We start from the raw sequence: 19,975 nt of genomic DNA, 5'->3' as shown, positions 1-19,975 counted from the left end.
GCGCTGGCCGCGCGTGGCTTTGCTTATTGCTATCGGCTTTCCGGAAGCCTTGGAGCCCTTTCCGGAACGCCGCCTCCGGCGGCGGAATATGCCGGAGGTGACGGGGGTTAGGCAAGGCGGAAAGCTGAGCAGGCAGAGCCGTCGACTACGGGATAGATGCTCCCTTAGTCGAAGGCGTTGATGTCGCACCTGCCCGATGCCTCGCGCGCAAAGCATTGGTCATCAAGCCGTCGTTAACGGTCTTTCGCAGGCTCGGCCAGCCCTTCATGGAAGATTTTACCGCGCGGTGGATCATCCGCGGGTTTGTATTCGCCGGGACTATTGTTTTGGATTTCGAAAACGCCACTCCATCGGTCGTCAAGTCGATCAGACAACGTGATCTTCGCACCGATGACAAAATCTCCCACGTCATCGCATCAGTGAAGACGACCAGCGAGGACGGCGGCTTCCGTTTCTTGTTAGCGTTTCTTGTTAGCGTTTCTTGGCGCCGACTTCCTTGGCATAGATGTCCGGCTTGAATCCGACCAGGAGCTTGCCGCCCATCTCGAGCAAGGGACGCTTGATCATCGAGGGTTGCGCCAGCATCAAAGCGAGTGCCTTCTTCTCGTTGAGGCCTTCCTTGTCGGCCTCGGGCAGCTTCTTGAAGGTGGTGCCGGCACGGTTGAGCAGCGCCTCCCAGCCGACCTTGTCGCTCCACGCCTTGAGCTTTTCCTTCTCGACGCCCGCGGCCTTGTAGTCGTGGAAATCATAGGCCACCCCGCTGGAATCCAGCCAGGCGCGCGCCTTCTTCATGGTGTCGCAGTTCTTGATGCCATAAATGGTGGTGGGCAAGGCCGCTCCTCATGCATGGGTCACGTGACGATGATCGGCGTTGTACGAAACTACGGCGCACCCCACAATATTCGCCACCCAAGTTCGCCACACGGATTTCACCATGCACGTCAATCACGATTCCACCGCCGCTGCGGCGCCCACCATCGACTTCGACACGTTTCTGAAGGTCGACATCCGCGTCGGCACTATCATCGACGCAAAACCGTTCCCCGAAGCGCGCAAGCCGGCATGGCGGTTGTGGATCGACTTCGGCCCCGTGATCGGCGTGCGCAAGAGTTCGGCGCAGATCACCGAAAACCATCCGCTGGAAACGCTGGTGGGACAGCAGGTCGCAGCCGTCGTCAATTTTCCTCCGCGCCAGATCGGGCCGGTTGTTTCCGAGGTGTTGACACTTGGCTTCCCCGACGCCGAGGGCAAGGTCGTGCTGATGCAGCCGAGCAAGCCGGTGCCGAACGGCGGCCGGCTGTTCTAGCCACCTCAGTCCACCAGCTAACGTGACGTCGGTCGACTTCTGGCATGCCAGCGATGGCCGGCCGATCACTTGACGCTCTGGTTCTTTCGCACTAAAACTGACTGACTGATCGTTTTTTATTATTGAGATCGTCAGCGCTTTTATGCGCGAAATCTCACAAAACGATCATCTGGTCAGTTATTTAGCGGGGCTAGCCGCGATGCCGAAGATCAGCGAAAGACAGCGTGAAAGCCGGCGCCAGCAGATTCTCGAGGCCGCCCTCGCCTGCTTCTCCGAAGACGGCTTCCACCAGACCGGCATGGCCGACATCGTCAAGCGCTCCGGGCTCAGCCACGGCGCGGTCTACCTCTACTTCCAGAGCAAGGACGATCTCATCGAGGCGCTGGCCGACGACCGGCATCGCCGCGAGGCCGTGCTCAACTCGGTCGCGCAAGGGTCCGGCGATCCGCTGGAGCGACTCCACGCGCTGGTTCGCGTCTACGCGCAATGGCTCACCGATCCCGCCGGCGAGGCGCGCCGGCGCGTCGGAATCCACGGCTGGGCCGAGGCCCTGCGCAACCGCCGCGTCCGCACCAGCGTCGTCGAAGGCATCGACATGCCGCGCGCGCTGATCGTCGCGCTGGTCGAGCGTGCCCAGCACGATGGCCTCATCAAGCGCGATCTCGGCGCCGATGCGATCGCGCGTACGCTGATCGCGATCTTTCAGGGCTTTGTGCTGCAAAAATGCTGGGGCGAGGAGTTCGACAGCAAAGCCTGCATGGCGGCCGTCACCGGCGTGATCGACGGCTTCCGCATCACCAGACACGACGTCAAACGAAGGACCAGGGCCTGAATGATGTCCTGGATCCATGACCTGCTGGCAGGTGTCGGCGTTGGCCTCGTCGGAGGGGTGACATCGGGCTTCATGGGCACAAGCCCCGGCGGCGGTCTCGTGATCTTCTGCGTGCTGCTACTCGGCGCGGAGCAGCACGTCGCCCAGGGGACTTCGCTCATCGCCCAGGTCCCTCCGACGGGCCTCGCCGGCGTGCGCCGCTATTGGCAGAGTGGCAATCGCAGCCCGTTGCAATGGATCGCCTGGATCGGCATCGGATTTCTCGTCGGTGGTGCGAGCGGCGGCTATGCCGCGGCCGCGGTATCCGACTCGGTCCTGCAATGGACCTACGTCGTCTACCTCGCTGCGCTGATCGCAGCTCTGGTTCTGCGGCGCGACCGCAAGGACGCCAGTAGCGAGGTCGGCAATGCCGACAAATTGCCCGGGCTCCCTCTGTTTCTCATCGGCACGCTGGCCGGCTTTTCCTCCGGCTTCATGGGTATCGGCGGCGGCCTCGCGATCACGGTCGGCCTCGCCGCTGGCCTGCGCGTGCCGCAACATCGGGCGCAACTCGTCAGCCTCATCTTCTCGGTTATTCCGACCAACATTCCGGCCGCCTGGATCTACTGGAGCAAGGGGCTCATGGTCGGCTGGCCGGCCATCATCGGCATTCTTGCCGGCCTCTGGATCGGCACTGATCTCGGCGCACGCATGGCCAATGGCGTGAGCAAATCGGTGCTGCGCCGGATCATGGTCGGGCTCGTCTCGCTGATGGCGCTCTACATGACCTGGAAGGCGCTGAGCTAAAGCGCGATGAGATCAGGATGAACCGTCATCACGCTTTAGATTTTTGTTTGAGCATGATCTCCGCGCAAACGCGTTCCGCGTTTGTCGCGAGGGAAAACCACTCCACACTTTTCCGGATCACGCTTTAATTCACGGCCGCTTCGGAATGTTCAACCCGCGCTGTACGGCCGGGCGCGCAAGGCCCCGTTCGAGCCAGGCCGCGACCGACTTGAACTGGCTGAATTCGACGAGATCGCCAGCGCCGTAGAAGCCGACGAGATTGCGTACCCAGCCAAGCATGGAGATGTCGGCGATGGTGTAATCGTCATCCATGAACCACTGCCGGCCGACGAGATGCGTTTCCATGACACCGAGCAGGCGCCTGGACTCGCCCACGTAGCGCTCAAGCGGCCGCTTGTCCTCAAACTCCTTGCCGGCGAATTTGTGGAAGAAGCCGACCTGGCCGAACATCGGCCCGATGCCGCCCATCTGGAAGTGCACCCACTGGATGGTCTGGTAGCGGCGCGCCGCCTCCTGCGGCAGAAGCTTGCCGGTCTTCTCGGCGAGGTATTGCAGGATCGCGCCGGATTCGAACAGCGGCAACGGCTTGCCGCCGGGACCGTTGGGATCGAGAATCGCCGGGATCTTGCCGTTCGGATTGAGCGAGAGGAATTCCACCGTCTTCTGGTCGTCCTTGCCGAAATCGACGAGATGGACCTCGTAAGGCAGCCCGATCTCCTCCAACATGATCGAGACCTTGACGCCGTTCGGCGTCGGAAGGGAGTAGAGTTGAAGGAGTTCGGGATTCTTCGCGGGCCAGCGCTTGGTGATGGGGAAGGCTGAGAGATCGGACATCAGGACCTTGGATGCGTGTGTTGGAGCGCATCTAATCTAGGCGCGGCGCGGAACAACACAAGATCACAGGCCATGCCGCCTGCACGTTCCGGTCACGAGGATGAAGTCCAGCACGAGCCCGCCCGACGCGCCTATGGCGGCAGCGTCATCATCGCCGCGAGCGGAGTCTCTGCCTCATGTTGCAGCCGATACTCCATGAACCATTGCCCCGTCACCAGCAGCATCGCCGTAAAGGCGATCGCAAGCATCGCGGTCGCCAATTGGCTGACATCGTTCATTGCATTTGTCCCTCAGCATAACTTGATCTCTAAACGTCGGCTCGTTCGTCATGTTCCTTGGTCGCGCGAAAAGATTGCCACTCTTTCCCGCTCTGTTCCAAAACCAGAGCGAGGGACCATTGAGCCACGCCCGCGTTGTCGAGGGATGAACATCGAGAAGCGCGCCTTGCTCGATCACGCCGAGCGGTGTCGCCGGGTCGCGAACGACCTTGCCCATAACGAAGCCGCGCGACGGCTGCGGGCGATGGCCGCGGATTATGAAGATAGGGCTTTGAGGCTGGAGCACCAGGAAGATCAACTTCGGCAGCATCTCATGCAGCGCCGTGCTCATGCCGGCCGCACCTGAGGCGGAAGCGATCGGGCACCTGATCGCTCTCAATAGTTGATCTCCATCCGCAAGCCGCGCGGATCTGGATCCTCGCCATCGAGGCAACTGGTGCTGTCGCGCGCGGCAATCGCGCAGGCACAGGCGTCGATCAGATCGTCACGCCCGATGCCGGTGCCGTGACGCTGCGTCAGCCATTTCCGGAGCTTGGCAAAACCCTGTTTCTCCAGCAGCCGAATGCGCTGTTCGCGGCCGGTCGCCGACGTCTTTCGTTCCAGCCTTCGCTCGCCCGCAAGACTCCAGAAAATCAACTCCGGATGCGCTTCGCCGATCGTCTTCTGGCGCTCCGGCGTCATGACATCGTCGAGCTCCCTGATCTTGTCCCTGATGTTCCAGAGCTGGCACGACACGCCCTTGTCGCCCCGCTGCCAATAATGCCGGTTCGCAGCTGCCATGTCCGGAAACGTCCAGAGATCGCGACGCGCGCCGAGGAAGACCGCAGCGCCGACCAGTTCGCGGGCGCGAAGATCGCAGACCCGATAGCCCGTCGTCTTCAATCCGATCGGCATGTCGATCATCGCCCGCCTGTGCGACATCGCAAGCAAGCGCGTGAGACCAGGCGCATAGTCGAACCCATGATCGCCGCGCTGATCGATCCAGGCAGCGACCCAGCCGAACCGAAAGCCGTCGAGGCCGAGATAGATTGGCATCCCCTCTTCCGTCTGCTGCATGTCTTCGAGCACGCTTGACATCCGCAAGTTGCGGGCGTATGTCCCGCGCCCTCGCGAACACTTCCGTTCGAGAAAAGACCATGAACCGAGTGATGAACCATCGCTACGAAAGATTTGCGCGACTGTCGAACGGTCTCGGACCGATCGATAGCGCATGCCCGGCTCATGGGAGCGATCTCGCTTGAGAGCGAGATCGAAAGTCCGCTTCTCACGGACCCTCCCGAGCCAGCCGCTCCGGAGGGCTTTTTGTTGCCCGCCGCGCGGCCCGTTCGAATACCCCGGCATGACGCCGGAACGGGAGACCCGGATCCCGGGGCTCGCGCTGGAGAAGCGCGTGCCCAAGCGCGCGGGGCCTGCCGGAGGGAACGAGGCGATGAGCCGGACACCGATGGCAGAGCGAACCTCGAAAGGGTTCGCAAACGGCGGCGCGTCGACAGCGCCGCGATAGAGTTTTCGTAAATCGGTTTGCCGCGATGTTCGCGGCTCAACCGACGCTGGTGGTGAAGATGTCGGATACTTCCTCCCCGGCAAAGCGGGTATGCCTCCCGCCTTTGACACACGCACCGGGATGCGGCCTCGGAAAAGGCTTGCACGCGGCCCGGCGCAGGGTCCCTCCGCAAGGACAATCCTGTGTTGTCGTCACTGAAAGCCGATATCGCCCGTTCCCCAGCGTACCCATCAAGGCCGATGCGAATGCTTCGGCCTGGCGGTGGTGAAGATGTCTGTTACTTCGGTAGAGCGCCGTCCCGGCTTGCCAACGTTTGGCTTGCCGGAGCGGAGGTCGCGGGTTCGTATCCCGCCGGCTGAAATGCCGTAGCTCAGTCCGCTCACAGAGCAGAACAGCATCGCCCGTTCCCCGCCACCCCCATCACGATCCGTGGTGAAGATAGCTGTTACTTCGACTGATAATCGAGAGGTCGCGGGTTCGAATCCCGCCCGGTGTACCATGCACCGGTAGCTCAGTGGCCAGAGCGCTACCCGGCTTGCAGGTAAGCTGCAAGCTGGGGTCTCAGCATCGCCTGTTCCCGGATCGTGTCATTCTCGTCACCACCGCCGGTGGTGAAGAGCGCTGTTACTTCGTGATCGCAACGGCGGTGCCTCGTCTCTTCCGAGATTGAGCCCGCTCTGTGAAGCCCGCAAGGGCAGTACAGCCTCGCTTGTTCCCCGGCACCGTTTTCATTCCATCATCAACTTAAGAGGAGGCCGTCATGGTCAGGCTCAACAAGATCGTTCGCGCCTTCACGCGTGAGGGCGCGCGCGCCGTGCGCTTCACGCCCGAGATGGAGCTGAAGCGCACGCTGATGAACTGCCTTCTCTGGGAGGACCAGTTCTACGAGGATGGCGTTTCGATCGCCGATCGCATCAAGGCACTCGTGCCCAAGGTCGCCCCTGCCCGCGTTGCGCAGCTTGCGATCGAGGCGCGCGAAATCATGAAGCTGCGGCACGCACCGCTCCTCGTGGTCCGCGAGATGGCGCGTAGCGAGAAGCATCGTGCGCTGGTTGCCGATACGCTCGCACAGGTGATCCAGCGCCCCGACGAGATGACGGAGCTGCTCGCGATCTACTGGGCAGACGCGCTCGGCCCTCAGCAGCAGCGCAAGCGTCAGCCGGTGTCGGCGCAGGTCAAGAAGGGTCTTGCCCGCGCGCTGACCAAGTTCGACGCCTATCAGCTCGCGAAGTACGACCGCGACGGCGCGGTGCGGATCAGGGACGTGCTGTTCCTGGTGCACGCCAAGCCGAAGGACGCAGCGCAGGAGAAGGTGTGGAAGCAGCTCGTCGACGGCGAGCTCGCCTCCCCCGACACCTGGGAGGTCTCGCTCTCGGCCGGCAAGAGCAAGCGCGAGAGCTTCGAGCGGCTGATCGCCGAGAAGAAGCTCGGCGGCATGGCGCTGCTGCGCAATCTGCGCCTGATGCAGAACGCGCAGGTGCCGCGCGATGTGATCGCGGGCGCGATCGAGGCGATGCGGACGGATCGTATCCTGCCCTATCGGTTCATCACGGCCGCGCGCTACGCGCCGGATTTCGAGCCCGAACTCGAAGGTGCGATGCTGAAGTCGGTCAAGGACCATGTGCGGCTGCCTGGCCGCACGCGGCTCCTGATCGACGTGTCAGGCTCGATGTTCACGCCCCTCTCCGCGCAGTCGGAAATGACGCGCGCGGAGGCCGCGTGCGGTCTTGCGATCCTCGCCCGCGAGGTCTGCGACGAGGTCGAGATCTTCACCTTCAGCAATGAGGTGGTGAAGGTCCCTCCCCGCCGCGGCTTTGCGCTCAGGGATGCGATCATCAACTCGCAGGCCCATGGCGGGACCTATCTCGGCAAGGCGGTGTCCGAGATCGACCGCAAGGGTGACCGGCTGATCGTCTTCACCGACGAGCAGAGCCACGACCGGGTGCCGGACCCTGCGGCGCGCGGAACGCTGGTCAACATCGCCTCGTATCAGCATGGCGTCGGCCACGGCGGCTGGACCCGCGTCAACGGCTTCTCGGAGGCCGTGGTCGCGTGGATCGCGGCGTCGGAGACCACGCTGCACTGATACGTCACACCAACGAACCGGGCGCGGCCTCCCGCGCCCGGCTCACTCGGTTTTACGCCGGGCCTTCAGCCGCACGGGGCAGCCCGGCGCGGCTGCCGATCAGCTTCAGCCAGGGCGCCAGATGGAAGGCGCTCATCAGCAGGTACATCGGGACCATTCCACCGAACGGCGACGCTCCCGCTGTCGAACACAACGCATCCAGCGATCCGCCGCCCAGAACGGCCGTCAGCAGCGCCATGATCGCGAAGGTCGGCGCGGCCGCGAGGCGTAGCCAATTGGCCGCACCGATCGCCGCGGTCTTGCTCACGACTTTGCGCTCTGTTTCCGGAACGCCGCCTCTCCGGCGTCCGACACCTCGACCCATCTCTTGTCGGGCGCTGCGCCCGCCTCGTAATTGTCATGCCAGTTCCACCACTTGTAGGTCGGCGTCTGGGGATAGCCCTCGGGCGAGTCTTCCCACACCTCCTGCCGGCCGAGCGGTGTGATGTCGAGGTAGTTCCAGGTACTTCCCATCTGCTCATCGCCGCGGTTGTTGATGAAATAGGTGCGGAAGATTTTGCTGCCGTCGCGGAAAAACACGTTGGTGCCGTGCCACTCGTCGACGCCCAAGTCGGCGTCGAAGCCGTCCGTGATCGTGTACCAGGGTATCTCCCATCCCATCCGTGCCTTCAGGCGTGCGATGTCCGCCTGCGGCGCACGCGAGACGAAGACGAGCGTTGTGTCGCGCGCGTTCAGATGAGCGAGATGGGCGACCTGGTCGGCCACCATGGAGCAGCCACGGCAAGCGTGGTCGGGCCAGCCAAACACGCCCGGCTCGAAAAAAGCCCGGTAGACGATGAGCTGATGGCGGCCCGCGAACAAGTCGAGCAAGCTCGCTTTGCCCTCGGGTCCGTCGAAAGCGTAACTCTTCTCCACCGCAAGCCACGGCATCCGCCGCCGCTCAGCGGCCAGTGCGTCACGGGCTCGGGTTGAAGCCTTCTCCTTGACCAGCAACCGCTGACGCGCAGCTTCCCACTCCTGCGCCGAAACGACATGAGTCTGCATAGCTAACCTCCTGTTTGTTGTTCGGTGCGTTCCGTCAGCCCGGCAGCCGCCGGTCGTAGTCCTGCTGAAGCTGAGCCCAGCCATCCCAGAACGGCGCCGGCTCCTCGCCAGAGATCCGCGCGACCAGAATGTCGAGATGCATGTGCCAGCCGGCGCCGACCTTGAGCATGGTCGAGCGGTCGGGCAGACGACGATGGATCACGGTGAGCACCACGCCCTTTCCCTTCGGCTCCAGTTCGAAGGTCACGTCGCCGCTGTTGCTCCAGGCAATCGAAAGCTTTCGTGGCGGATCGCACTCGGTGATCCGGCTCTGCATCCGATGCTCTTCGGGAAAGCCGACCGGGCGCTTGCTTGGGGGATCGTTGAGCTCATCGTTGCGCCAGATGAACTCGAAGGGCGCTCCGACCCTCGTCTCCATCACGCCCGCCGCCAGCCATTTGCGGCGGAGGTCGCTATCGGTGAGATAGGCCCAGACACGCTCGATCGGTCCGGGCAGCAGGCGCTGAAGCCTCAGCGTCGTCGGTTCGATCAGTTCGCCATAGGCATCGGGCTTGGTCTTTGCATCCATCGTTCTGCTCCTCACTTCTTTTTTGCCTTCGCCTCGTCTTCGGCGCGCAGCAACGCCTCCAACGAGTCGAGCCTGTCATTCCAGAAGCGTTCGTAACGTCGCAGCCAGGCATCGGCTTCGGCGAGCCGAGCGGCCTGCAGCCGACACAGATGGGTACGGCCGCGGATCGTGCGCGTGACGAGGCCTGCATTCTCCAGCACCCGAACGTGCTTCGAGGCGCCCGCGAAACTCATGCTGAACGGTGTCGCAAGCTCCCCGATCGTGAGCTCCCGTTCCGCCAGATGACCAAGCATTGCCCGCCGCGTTGGATCCGCGAGGGCATGAAAAACGGCGTCGAGATGCGCGAATTGTTCAACCATGTGGTTAAACATAGTCGACCGGTCTCGATTGTCAACCGATCGGTTTAATTATTTTTCACCGGAGTTCCGGCGGCTCCGAGCAGCTCGAGCTAGCCGGCAATGACCCGCGCGAGCCAGACGGCACGCGCGGAATGAAGTAGGAGAGCAAGACCATGCGACGACCCGATCCCTATCAGGAACGTGCCCGCGAACTGTGCCGCGCCGCCGGCGTCGATCCGGATTCGCGCGTCGGCGAAGGACGCCGCCAGCCTGCCTGGTGTCTCTATCGAGATGCCGCGCGCAAGGAACAACTGGCCCGTGAGACCAGTGCGGCCGCGAGCGAGATCGCCAACCTTCGCCCGCAGGAGGCGCGCTTCCAGAATGCGCCGCTGAAGATCTTCGGCGAGCATGATGAGGCGACCGTGGCGCAGATGCGCAACTGCATGGCGGTCGGCAATGTCGTATCCGGCGTGCTATGCGCCGACGGCCATCTCGGCTACGCCCAGCCGGTCGGCGGAGTCATCGCCTATGAGAAGCAGATCAGCATCTCCGGCGTCGGCTTCGACATCGGCTGCGGCAACATGGCCGCGCGTCTCGACACGCGCTTCGAGGACATCTCGGCGATCGTGCCCACGATCATCCGCGACGTGGCGAAGACGATCTCTTTCGGGATCGGCCGGGCCAACGCCGAGCGGGCCGAGCACGAGCTGTTCGACGATGGCGATGCGTGGCGCGAGAGCGATATGGAGGCCTATCGCCAGAAGGCTATAAGCCAACTCGGGACGGTTGGGTCCGGCAACCACTATGTCGACCTGATGCGCGACGAGGAAGGCTTTGTCTGGATCGGCGTCCATTTCGGCAGCCGCGGTCTCGGGCATACCTCGGCGACGCGCTACCTCAAGGCCGCCGGTGGCAAGGACGGCATGAACGTCCCGCCCGCCGTCGTCGACGAGGACTCCGAGCTCGGCCGCCGCTACATCGCGGCGATGCAGCTCGCCGGGCGTTACGCCTACGCGGGCCGCGAGTGGGTCGTGGAGCGCGTCCGCCAGATCATCGGCGGCAGCGTCACCGAGCGCATCCACAACCACCACAACTATGCCTGGCGCGAGACGCACGACGGCCGGGATTTGTGGGTGGTGCGCAAGGGCGCGACACCGGCTTTCCCTGGCCAAAAGGGATTCGTCGGCGGCTCCATGGGTGACGACGCCGTGATCCTCGAAGGCGTCGACAGTCCCGAGGCGAAGGCTTCGCTCTACTCGACCGTGCACGGCGCCGGCCGCCTGTTCGGACGCAAGGAGGCGAAGCGGCGCTTCACGCGCGTCGAGATGGACCGCTGGCTGAACGAGCGCGGCGTCACCCTCATCGGTGCCGACCTCGACGAAAGCCCGATGGCCTATCGGCGCCTGCCCGAGGTGCTCGCGCAGCACGCCGGCACCGTCAAGGTGCTGCACACGCTGCGGCCCTTCGCCGTAGCCATGGCCGGCGAAGGCGAGTTCGATCCCTGGAAGGACTGAAGCAAACAGTGAGTGGGAGGCGATGCCTCCCACTTTGTTTGCGCCGTTCACCTCCGGCGATCTTCGCGGAGCGCGTCAGCCTGCTCCCAATGCCTCGTAAGCGAGGCGCTTGAACTCAAAGAAGAACGGATTCCAGAAGCCCATCGCGCGCTGCGCCATCAGCACGCCGGCCGTATCGGCCGCCGGACATATCCACCAATGCGTGCCGGCAACGCCGCCCCACTGGAATTCGCCAGTCGAATTTGGGGGATCAAAAGGCGTCGGCGCGAAGGTGACGGCGCCGCCGAGCCCAAAGCCCTTGCCGGGAATGGCCCCGAGGGTCGCAAAACGGATGGTCTGGCCGCCGCCAAGCTGGTTCGTCATCATCTGCCGCAGCGTCTCGGGCTTCAAAAGCTCGCCCGATCCCGGGAGCAGCGCCCGCACCAGCGCGAGCATGTCCGGCAGAGTCGAGACTAGGCCGCCGCCGCCCGACAGCCGCGGGAACGGCCGGCGATAGGCTTGCGGAAAGGGCTGATCGTCGATCCGCCACAGGCCCGGCTTCATCGGATCGAGCACGTCGGCGCCACGATAATAGGCGACCAGCCTGCCCTGCGCGGCTTCCGGCACGGAAAAGCCGGTGTCGACCATGCCGAGCGGATCGAAGATGCGTGCCTTGAGGAAAGCATCGAGCGCCTCGCCGGATGCGACCTCCACGACGCGGCCGAGCACATCGGTTGCAACCGAATATTCCCAGCCCGTGCCGGGATGATAGGACAGCGGCAGATCGGCGAGCTTGTCGATCATGTCGGCGAGCGTCGTCAGCGGATTGAGCACCTTTGCTTCATTGTACCCCCTGAACAGCACGGTACCGGGATCGAAGATGCCGTAGCTGAGGCCGGAGGTGTGCGTGAGCAATTGGCGGATCGTGATCGGACCCTGCGCCGGCTCGACATCGGCAAGGCTCGTCGCGCCCTGCTTCAGCACCTTGCGATTGCCGAGCTGCGGCAGGAATTTCTCGATCGCGTCGTCAAGGCCGACACGACCTTCCTCGACCAGCAGCATGATCGCGCAGGTGACGACGATCTTGGTGTTGGAAAAAGCGCGGAAGATGTGATCGGGCCGGAGCGCCACGTTCGCCTCGCGATCGGCCAGCCCGACGCATTGCTGGTCGACGACCTCCCGCCCGCGCAGCACCGCCCAGGACACGCCGGCGACGATCTCCTGATCGACGTAGCGCTGCATCGCCGTCCGTGCGACGGAAAATTTCGGTGTCCTGGCGTCCATCTGCTGCTGTCTCCCTGAACTGGTTGACATCGATATAACGCCGAATCCCTGGCAGGAAAGCCTTTCCTTCGCGCCGGTGCCGGCGCACGCCAGCGCCGACATTTTTGTTTCGCCGCGTGTTCATCCGGATGCGAGCAACACAACGAAAAGCTCTGCAACCTTCCAGGCAAGAGCGCGTTAAGGGCGCGACCTTTAGCCTCACACCCATGTTAGGCGTATCTCAATCCAATCACGGGTGACCGGCAATGACCTCGATCTCTGCAACCTCCACCAGTTCCTATTCTCCTCTCGACCTCCTCAAGAGCGAGCTCACCAAGGAAGTCTCCGCGGGCACGATCAGCTCGAGCGACGAGTCTGCACTCTCGTCCGCGCTCGACGACATCGACTCGGCGCTCAAGAGCGGCAGCTCCAGCTCGAGCTCCTCCACGCCTCCTTCCCCCGACGAGATGCAGTCGAAAATTGACGACCTCATCCAGAACGAGGTGTCGAGCGGCAAGCTCACCAGCGATCAGGCGGATGAGCTGAAAAATGTGTTCGCCAACACGTTCTCCAATGGTGCCGGCGCTCCGCCACCGCCGCCGGATGCAAGCAGCGACTCATCGAGCACGAGCAGCACTGACTCCAGCTCCTCGTCCAGCTCGTCCTCCACCAGCACCGCTGACCTCATGAAGGAGCTGATCGCGCTGCTTCAGAATGCGACCAGCCAGTCGACCTCCTACAGCTCCAGCGGCAACGCGTCGTCCTCCTCCGCGTCGAGCTCGCTGCTCGTCGACTACAAGACCTGAGCCAAGGGGCTCGGTCGCTCGCGCCACCGGGCCTCACCCCTGCTTCTGCAGCACGGTGACATGCAGGCGGCAGCGGATGCTCATCCCCTGCCGCTGGTAGAGCGCGATCGCCGACGCGTTGTTGGAAAATACGTGCAGGAAGGGAGTTTCGCCCCGCGCCACGATCTGGCGCGCGATCGCTCCAAGCAGCGCCTGCGCATAACCGCGTCCGCGGTGATCGGGATGCACGCAGATTGCCGTCATCTCCGTGAAATTGCCGGGCTTCATCCGCTCGCCCGCCATCGCAACCAGTTCGCCACCGACGCGGATGCCGAGAAAGGTTCCGAGCTCGTGCGTCCGTTTGTTGAACGGACCGGGCTTGGTCAACTCGGTCAGCGCGACCATCGCCGGAACGTCATCGATCCCAAGCGTCACGATCTCGGCATCATGGAGCGGGCTTTCGACGGGCGTGCCGATCATCTGCTCGCCGGTCTCGGCCAGCAGCACCTTGTGTCCGGCCGGCGCGGCCACCGCGTCATGCGTGAACAGCACGACATATTCGGACGGCGACATCAACTCGCCCAGCTCCGCATAGCTTGCTGGCGACAGATCGACCATGTCGGCGAAAGGTCCGATCGCGGAGGGATAGCGCAACGCCCGCGCACCGCCTTGCGACAGATCCCGCTGTCGTGTCGTCAGTGCGCTCCAGATCGGCCGGTCGAGCAGCGCCAAATCGGAATCGGACACGGGCTCTATTCCTTATCGAGACTCACGATCACGGCCGCATTGGCGATGATGATGGCGTCGCTGCCCTGCTCGGCCGGAATTTCGAGGCCGCCCTTGACTGCATTGACGGTCACGGTGCCGTAAGGCAGCTCCTTGGCCACCGCGTCCTTGTCGACGGTTTCCGGATTCGGCACCGCAATCGTGACGTCGACGAACATGTCGTTGGCGGTCTTGCCGAGCATGCGAAAGAATCCGAGGCTCGAATGCCTGATCGCATCCGACACCGCGCGCCTGGCCGCCTTGGTCGCGTCCTTGCCATGGACGTCGACGCCCATGCCCATCTCGGTGATACAGCGTACGCGGGGCATTTCCAATCCTGTTGTTGGTGGGAATGTTGGGTTAAGCAGCCTGAGACGTCGAGCATGCCTATCGCGATACTCGACGTCAGTCCTTCGCAAAGTGGGGCAAGATTCGGCGAATGTCCTCGAGCTTGTCTTCCGCCAAGCCTGCCAGAAGATTTTCTTCAAGATACCCTTCTCGAATTAGCCGGGCAAACACCCGAGGAAGCTGCGAGTAGCGACAGTCGAACATCTCGTCGATCTCCCGCCCCTTCTGACGAAGATAGTCTTCGACGGCCCACATCTCAGCAGGTGTTGTTACAGCGTTCGCCTTCGCTTTGAATTCGGCCATGACCTTGGCCAGCGCCGCGTCCCGTGCCGTATCGTAAGCCTTCCGTGCTGCCTTCTCTTCGGAGGCTGACCATTTGAGATCGTGGTACATTGTAGGCTCTTTCAAGATTTCGCCGTCTTGTCGCGGGCCCTGAGCTCATCGACCAGCACCCGGACATTCTCTGAATAGTCGATCGGGATCGAGATCAGGTGCACGCCGCCCTCTTTGAAGGCGGCATCCAGCGTCGGCACGAAACTGTCGATCGTCTCGATGCGATGGCCCTTGGCGCCATAGGATTTCGCGTACAGGACGAAGTCGGGATTGCCGAAAGTAAGGCCAAAATCGGCAAAATGATCGACCGCCTGCTTCCACCGGATCATGCCATAGGCATTGTCCTGAAGGATGAGCACAACCAGATTGAGCTTGAGCCTGACGGCGGTCTCCATCTCCTGGCTGTTCATCATGAAGCCACCGTCTCCCGCGACCGCGAGCACGCGTCGCTCGGGACACAGCATCGCCGCCATCATCGCCGATGGCAGGCCTGCGCCCATCGTCGCCAGCGCATTGTCGAGCAGCAGCGTGTTGGCGACCCTGGTGCGGTAGTTGCGTGCGAACCAGATCTTGTACATGCCGTTGTCGAGCGCGACGATGCCGTTCTCCGGCATCACCTGCCGGATGTCGTGCACGATTCGTTGCGGCGTCGGCGGCCAGCGCGATTCAGTCGCGCGATCGGCGATATGCTCAAGAATTTGCTCGCGCAGCGGCAGCAGCGCGCCTGCATCCGGCAGCCGGCCTTCGAGGCGGTCGGCCAGCAATTCGAGGCTCGGCCCGACGTCGCCGACGACCTCCGCATCGGGGAAATAGACCTGCTCGACGCTCGCCGGCGTGTAGCTGACGTGGATCACCTTGGGGCCCGACGGCCCCATGATGAATGGTGGCTTCTCGATCGCGTCGTGGCCGATCGCGATGATCAGGTCGGCGGCGTCGATGGCCTCGTGGACATAGTCACGCTCGGACAGTGCCGCGGTGCCCATATAGAGATTGGTGCCGCCGGGGACGGTACCCTTGCCCATCTGTGTGGTGAAGAACGGGATCTGCGTCCGCCGCACGAAATTCGCGATGCCATGGGTCGACCGCGGCCGGCTGGTCGCCGCGCCCATCATGACCAGCGGGCGCTTCGCCGCCAGGATCATCTCGGCGGCACGATCGAGCGCGGCGCGATGGGCGACGGGAATCTCGATCGGATGCACCGGGACCACCGGCACGGACGCCACCTCCTCGCCCGCGACGTCCTCAGGCAGTTCGAGATGCACCGGTCCCGGCCGCTCCTCCATCGCAACACGGAAGGCGTCGCGGACCACGGTCGGGATGCTCGACGCACTGACGATCTGCCGCGCCAGCTTTGTCAGCGGCTTCATGCTGGCCACAACGTCAACGATCTGGAAGCGCGCCTGCCGGCTGCTCATGATCGCCTTCTGCCCGGTGATCATGATCATCGGCATCGCGCCGAGATGCGCATAGGCCGCGCCCGTCGACAGGTTGAGCGCGCCCGGGCCGAGCGTGGAGAGACAGACGCCGGGCTTGCCGGTCAGCCGTCCATGGGTTGCAGCCATGAAGGCCGCAGCCTGCTCGTGGCGGGTCAGGATCAATTCGATCTTGGAGTTGCGCAAGGACTCGACCAGGTCGAGATTTTCCTCTCCGGGGACGCCGAAGATGCGGTCGACGCCCTCATTCTCCAGGGCTGCGACAAAGAGATCCGATCCCTTCACTATCCGTGCCTGGCCGCTCATGTCGCCTCCCCTCAACGATGCTCCGGCATTCCGCCGGAGAACTTGAACGGCATGGTAGCCGCCCGTGATGACAACTCAACTCACGATGCGGCGCGCCGCGCTAGCGGCAGCGTCCGCTTGAGCGGTCGCCCGACGTCACGATCCCCGCCGATAGCGTGACGAGGCACAAGAGCGCTCCGAGCATGGCAAACGCCATCGGCAGGCTCGCGATCCGCGCTACGAACCCGACACCGGCAGGTCCGACCAGAACGCCGGCATAGCCAGCCGTGGTAATCGCAGCAACGGCAAGGCCCGTGGGCATCGCTTGTTGCGAGCCCGCACGGCGAAACAGCACCGGCACCAGGTTCGAGGCGCCGAGGCCGATGAGCACGAACCCGGCCATCGCAATGGCAGCAACCGGTGCGACCAGCAGCACGACGAAGCCTGCAATCGCCAGCAGGCTGCCGACGATCAACGTGGCGCGATCGCCGACCCGCGCCACCACGGCATCGCCGCCCAGCCGGCCCGCGGTCATCGCGATCGAGAACAGCATGTAACCGAGCCCGCCTTGCGTGTCCGGCACGAGGCCCGCGCCGACGATGAGCAGCGCGCCCCAATCGAGCATGGCGCCTTCGACGAGGAACGTGACCGCGGCCAGCGCCGCAAGCACCAACACGATGCCGTGTGGCAAGACGAACAGCGGTCCGTCCTGCGCCTGTGCGCTCCGCAGCAACAGCGGCCAGGCCATGATCATCGCCGCCAGCATCAGAGCCGACGCGATCAGCGTGCTCGCGAGCGGGCCGAGATGGATCGACAGCAGCAGCGTCATCAGGCTCGATCCAGCAAATCCGCCAATGCTGAACAACGCGTGGAAGCCCGACATCAGCGGACGCGTTGCAGCGCGCTCCACCTCAACCGCGTGAATATTCATGGCGACGTCGATCGAGCCCAGCGCCGCGCCGAACACGAACAGGGCGAGGCCTAGCGTGGCCGGCGTGCTCGTGACGACGAGCCACGGCAGGACTATTGCGAGGCCAAAGCCGCCGGCGAGAATGATCGGCTTGGTGCCGTAGCGCGCGCTCAAGGCGCCCGTCAGCAGCATCGCGGCAACCGAACCGATGCCGAGGCAGAGCAGGAGCAGGCCGAGGATGCCGTCGTCAACCGCGAGCCGTTCCTTGGCAAACGGCACCAGCGGCGCCCAACAGGCGATGCCGAAGCCCGCAATGAGGAAGGACAGCCGTGTCGCGAGCCGGGTGGCCGGCCGGTCGGCTGACAACGTGTGCATGGGAACTCCGCAAGGGCTGAGGATTCGAAGACCTGCTGGTAATGCGTGCCTCGGGCAAAACTGTGAAGCAGCACGGAAGTTTCGGCTTGTCGGCCTTCGCTCACTCAGCCAAAGATCTTGCCGCACCTTTTTCGCTTGTTGCCCTGACATGACTCCCAAACGCTTCGAAGCCCACTGCCTGCGACTACCTGCCGCAACCAAGATTGTGCAATGGGAAGGCACGTCGGTGTTCAAGGTCGGCGGCAAGATGTTCGCGCTGGCGCGCGGCTTCGTCGAGCAGTCAGGCGGCTTCATGTTCAAGACGTCGAACATGGCTTACGCGATGCTGATCGAGCAGGGTCTTGCACGGCCTGCTCCGTATCTGGCGCGGGCCAAATGGGTGCAGCTCATCGACAACGACGCGCTGCCCGACCCCGAGCTCGCAGCCTATCTCGACCAGGCCCATGCGCTCATCGTCGCGAAGCTGACGCGCAAGCTGCGTAAGGAGTTGCGCCTGTCGTGACGATCGCGATTGGCCCAAAGTCGTAAAGGCGATTTGCTCGACGGCACAAACGATTCCTTTTTTGTCGAAAACAACCCCATGCAAAGTAGAAATATGGCCTGGATCGTCCGGGATGTTGCATGCGGATCTCCCGCTCCCGGTCACAGCCGCGCCTGCGCAAAAATGCCGGCGATCCAGTCGAGGAAGACACGCAGCCGCAGCGTGAGCTGGCGGTTCTGCGGATAGAGCGCGAAGAGCGGGGTCGGCGACGGCGGGAAGCCGGCCAGCACCTCGACGAGCGCGCCGGCGGCGAGATCCTCAGCGAAGCGATAGCGCGGCGCCTGCAAGAGGCCGAAGCCGAGCCGCACGAGATCGGCCATGGAATCGGAATTGTTCACCCGGACCCGGCTCGGCAGCACGATGTGCCGAAGCGTACCCACGACGGAAAATTCCAGCGGCAGCACGTCACCGGTGCGCGAGGAGACGAAGGCCACCATCTGGTGCCCGTCGAGCGCATCCGGCGTCGCCGGCACGCCGTGGGCGGCAAGATAGGCCGGGCTTGCCACTGTGATCTCGGCGATGGTGCCGAGACGGCGCTGGATCATCCCGCTGTCGTCGGGCTCCCCCGAGCGGATCACGCAATCGACGCCCTCGCGCACGAGATCGACCAGACGGTCGCCCTGCCCGATCTGCAACTCGAGCAGCGGATAGCGCGCCAGGAATGCCGGCAGATGGGGCAGGATGAAGGTGCGGGTGAGCAGCGGATGCGCGTCGATGCGCAACAGGCCCCGCGGCCGCGCATCGCGCATCGCCGTCTCGGCCTCCTCGACCTCCGCGAGAATGGCGACGCAGCGCCGGTAAAAATCCGCGCCGTCGAGCGTCGGGGTGACATGTCGCGTCGTGCGTTCGAGCAGACGCGCGCCAAGGCGCGCCTCGAGGCCGCGCAACACCTCGCTCGCGGTCGAACGGGGAAGGCCGAGGTCGGCGGCCGCAGCAGTAAAGCTGCGCCTTTCTACGAGGCGGACGAACAGGCGCATGGCCTCGAAACGATCCATGGCCGATTGTTCACCATATCCGACAAGTGATGGCAAGCGGCGGGTAATTATCCGGCCAAAGCGATCAGATATCTCCTGTCCAGGGAAAGACAGGAGCGGACCATGACCAATCAAACTCAGCGTGTTGCCATCGTGACCGGCGGCTCCCGCGGCATCGGCGCCGGGATCGCCCGCCGCTTTGCGCGGGACGGCATCGCCGTTGCGATCAATTATGCGAGCGGCCGCGCCGCCGCGGACGAACTTGTCGCGGCCATCGAAGCCGCCGGCGGCCGCGCCATCGCCGTACAGGCCGATCTGGCCGATCCCGCGACGCCGGCGCGCCTGTTCGAGGCGGCCGAGCGCGCCTTCGGCGGGGTCGACATCGTCGTCAACAATGCCGGCATCATGGAGCTCGCATCGCTCGCCGAGGTGACCGACGCCGCGTTTGCGCGGCAGATCTCGATCAATCTGGAGAGCGTGTTCCGCTCCATGCGCGAAGCGGCGCGCCGGCTGCGCGACGGCGGCCGCATCATCAACTTCTCCTCCAGCGTCGTCGGCCTCTACCAGCCTGGCTACGCCGTCTACGCCGCGACAAAGGCAGCGGTCGAGGCGATGACGCACATCCTTGCCAAGGAGCTCGGCAGCCGGCGCATCACCGTCAATGCGGTGGCGCCGGGACCGGTCGAGACGCGGCTGTTCCTCGAGGGCAAGACCGAGCAGCAGGTGCGCGCCATCGCCGGCATGAATCCATTCGGCCGGCTCGGCCAGCCCGACGACATCGCCGGCCTCGTCGCCTTCCTCGCCAGCGCCGACAGCGGCTGGGTCAACGGCCAGATCATCCGCGCCAATGGCGGCGTGATCTGACGCGCGCCACGACGCGTTGCAGGGAGTTAC

24 protein-coding genes are annotated in these 19,975 nt (G+C 63.9%); 9 read left to right on the top strand and 15 right to left on the bottom strand.

What is annotated here, in order from left to right; genetic code table 11:
* Positions 1-471: 471 nt before the first annotated feature.
* On the bottom strand, positions 472-831 hold the full coding sequence (locus tag Q2941_RS09300; protein ID WP_458192271.1) for an ArsC family reductase: 360 nt from the start codon (positions 829-831) through the stop codon (positions 472-474).
* 103 nt (positions 832-934) lie between these two features.
* Between Q2941_RS09300 and Q2941_RS09295 the strand changes: the two genes are divergently transcribed.
* The 3 genes from Q2941_RS09295 (at position 935) to Q2941_RS09285 (ending at position 2,924) form a co-directional block, all read left to right on the top strand.
* Complete coding sequence (locus tag Q2941_RS09295; protein WP_027522536.1) at positions 935-1,306, top strand: tRNA-binding protein; 372 nt, start codon at positions 935-937, stop codon at positions 1,304-1,306.
* 199 nt (positions 1,307-1,505) lie between these two features.
* Entirely contained in the window at positions 1,506-2,138 is a 633-nt protein-coding gene (locus Q2941_RS09290; RefSeq protein WP_027522535.1) for a TetR/AcrR family transcriptional regulator, read from the top strand.
* A 3-nt stretch (positions 2,139-2,141) separates the two neighbouring features.
* Positions 2,142-2,924, top strand: coding sequence for a sulfite exporter TauE/SafE family protein (locus Q2941_RS09285; RefSeq protein WP_458192309.1), 783 nt, complete (start codon positions 2,142-2,144; stop codon positions 2,922-2,924).
* Positions 2,925-3,053: 129 nt separating this feature from the next.
* Here the strand turns inward: Q2941_RS09285 and Q2941_RS09280 are convergent, their stop codons facing one another.
* Positions 3,054-3,758: a glutathione S-transferase family protein gene (locus Q2941_RS09280; protein ID WP_027522533.1), complete on the bottom strand. Its 705-nt coding sequence runs from the start codon at positions 3,756-3,758 to the stop codon at positions 3,054-3,056.
* Between the two features lie 131 nt (positions 3,759-3,889).
* Entirely contained in the window at positions 3,890-4,036 is a 147-nt protein-coding gene (locus Q2941_RS09275; RefSeq protein WP_198031736.1) for a hypothetical protein, read from the bottom strand.
* A 145-nt stretch (positions 4,037-4,181) separates the two neighbouring features.
* On the opposite strand from Q2941_RS09275, the gene Q2941_RS09270 reads away from it, so the two are divergent.
* A complete protein-coding gene (locus tag Q2941_RS09270) occupies positions 4,182-4,382 on the top strand; it encodes a hypothetical protein (protein ID WP_458192270.1) in 201 nt (66 codons plus the stop codon).
* Positions 4,383-4,411: 29 nt separating this feature from the next.
* Here the strand turns inward: Q2941_RS09270 and Q2941_RS09265 are convergent, their stop codons facing one another.
* Positions 4,412-5,071: a DUF429 domain-containing protein gene (locus tag Q2941_RS09265; RefSeq protein ID WP_027522531.1), complete on the bottom strand. Its 660-nt coding sequence runs from the start codon at positions 5,069-5,071 to the stop codon at positions 4,412-4,414.
* Positions 5,072-6,300: 1,229 nt separating this feature from the next.
* On the opposite strand from Q2941_RS09265, the gene Q2941_RS09260 reads away from it, so the two are divergent.
* Complete coding sequence (locus tag Q2941_RS09260; protein ID WP_027522530.1) at positions 6,301-7,626, top strand: TROVE domain-containing protein; 1,326 nt, start codon at positions 6,301-6,303, stop codon at positions 7,624-7,626.
* 52 nt (positions 7,627-7,678) lie between these two features.
* Here the strand turns inward: Q2941_RS09260 and Q2941_RS09255 are convergent, their stop codons facing one another.
* From Q2941_RS09255 to Q2941_RS09240, 4 genes are read right to left on the bottom strand one after another with little or no spacing between them, the layout of a single operon-like run.
* Complete coding sequence (locus tag Q2941_RS09255; protein ID WP_371260483.1) at positions 7,679-7,990, bottom strand: hypothetical protein; 312 nt, start codon at positions 7,988-7,990, stop codon at positions 7,679-7,681.
* Positions 7,930-8,670 (bottom strand): DUF899 domain-containing protein, encoded by a 741-nt coding sequence (locus tag Q2941_RS09250; protein ID WP_458192269.1) that lies wholly within the window; start codon positions 8,668-8,670, stop codon positions 7,930-7,932. Before Q2941_RS09250 ends, Q2941_RS09255 begins: the two co-directional genes overlap by 61 nt.
* Positions 8,671-8,704: 34 nt before the next feature.
* The gene (locus Q2941_RS09245; protein ID WP_027522528.1) at positions 8,705-9,238 is read right to left on the bottom strand and encodes an SRPBCC family protein; all 534 of its coding nucleotides are present in this window, start codon (positions 9,236-9,238) and stop codon (positions 8,705-8,707) included.
* An 11-nt stretch (positions 9,239-9,249) separates the two neighbouring features.
* Positions 9,250-9,597, bottom strand: coding sequence for an ArsR/SmtB family transcription factor (locus tag Q2941_RS09240; protein WP_198031735.1), 348 nt, complete (start codon positions 9,595-9,597; stop codon positions 9,250-9,252).
* A 152-nt stretch (positions 9,598-9,749) separates the two neighbouring features.
* On the opposite strand from Q2941_RS09240, the gene Q2941_RS09235 reads away from it, so the two are divergent.
* Entirely contained in the window at positions 9,750-11,090 is a 1,341-nt protein-coding gene (locus Q2941_RS09235; protein ID WP_458192268.1) for an RtcB family protein, read from the top strand.
* Positions 11,091-11,165: 75 nt separating this feature from the next.
* On the opposite strand, the gene Q2941_RS09230 is transcribed toward Q2941_RS09235, so the two are convergent.
* Positions 11,166-12,353 carry a serine hydrolase domain-containing protein gene (locus tag Q2941_RS09230; RefSeq protein ID WP_027522525.1) on the bottom strand — a complete coding sequence of 396 codons (1,188 nt, stop codon included), beginning with the start codon at positions 12,351-12,353 and terminating at the stop codon, positions 11,166-11,168.
* A gap of 245 nt (positions 12,354-12,598) precedes the next feature.
* On the opposite strand from Q2941_RS09230, the gene Q2941_RS09225 reads away from it, so the two are divergent.
* Positions 12,599-13,138 (top strand): hypothetical protein, encoded by a 540-nt coding sequence (locus tag Q2941_RS09225; RefSeq protein ID WP_458192267.1) that lies wholly within the window; start codon positions 12,599-12,601, stop codon positions 13,136-13,138.
* Between the two features lie 33 nt (positions 13,139-13,171).
* On the opposite strand, the gene Q2941_RS09220 is transcribed toward Q2941_RS09225, so the two are convergent.
* From Q2941_RS09220 to Q2941_RS09200, 5 genes are all read right to left on the bottom strand, one after another.
* A complete protein-coding gene (locus tag Q2941_RS09220) occupies positions 13,172-13,864 on the bottom strand; it encodes a GNAT family N-acetyltransferase (protein WP_254112674.1) in 693 nt (230 codons plus the stop codon).
* Positions 13,865-13,869: 5 nt separating this feature from the next.
* Positions 13,870-14,211 (bottom strand): Lin0512 family protein, encoded by a 342-nt coding sequence (locus Q2941_RS09215; RefSeq protein ID WP_254112676.1) that lies wholly within the window; start codon positions 14,209-14,211, stop codon positions 13,870-13,872.
* 76 nt (positions 14,212-14,287) lie between these two features.
* The gene (locus Q2941_RS09210) at positions 14,288-14,623 is read right to left on the bottom strand and encodes a hypothetical protein (RefSeq protein WP_458192266.1); all 336 of its coding nucleotides are present in this window, start codon (positions 14,621-14,623) and stop codon (positions 14,288-14,290) included.
* Between the two features lie 11 nt (positions 14,624-14,634).
* Positions 14,635-16,302, bottom strand: a complete 1,668-nt coding sequence (locus Q2941_RS09205; RefSeq protein ID WP_254112680.1) for an acetolactate synthase large subunit — start codon at positions 16,300-16,302, stop codon at positions 14,635-14,637.
* A 100-nt stretch (positions 16,303-16,402) separates the two neighbouring features.
* The gene (locus Q2941_RS09200; protein ID WP_458192265.1) at positions 16,403-17,566 is read right to left on the bottom strand and encodes an MFS transporter; all 1,164 of its coding nucleotides are present in this window, start codon (positions 17,564-17,566) and stop codon (positions 16,403-16,405) included.
* 148 nt (positions 17,567-17,714) lie between these two features.
* On the opposite strand from Q2941_RS09200, the gene Q2941_RS09195 reads away from it, so the two are divergent.
* A complete protein-coding gene (locus Q2941_RS09195; RefSeq protein WP_027522518.1) occupies positions 17,715-18,068 on the top strand; it encodes an MmcQ/YjbR family DNA-binding protein in 354 nt (117 codons plus the stop codon).
* Positions 18,069-18,208: 140 nt separating this feature from the next.
* Here the strand turns inward: Q2941_RS09195 and Q2941_RS09190 are convergent, their stop codons facing one another.
* Complete coding sequence (locus Q2941_RS09190; protein ID WP_458192264.1) at positions 18,209-19,102, bottom strand: LysR family transcriptional regulator; 894 nt, start codon at positions 19,100-19,102, stop codon at positions 18,209-18,211.
* A 102-nt stretch (positions 19,103-19,204) separates the two neighbouring features.
* Between Q2941_RS09190 and Q2941_RS09185 the strand changes: the two genes are divergently transcribed.
* Complete coding sequence (locus Q2941_RS09185) at positions 19,205-19,945, top strand: SDR family oxidoreductase (protein WP_458192263.1); 741 nt, start codon at positions 19,205-19,207, stop codon at positions 19,943-19,945.
* The last annotated feature ends 30 nt before the right edge of the window (positions 19,946-19,975 follow it).

The sequence above is a fragment of the Bradyrhizobium sp. UFLA05-153 genome (assembly GCF_054185185.1).
This window is presented reverse-complemented; position numbering and strand designations above follow the sequence as displayed.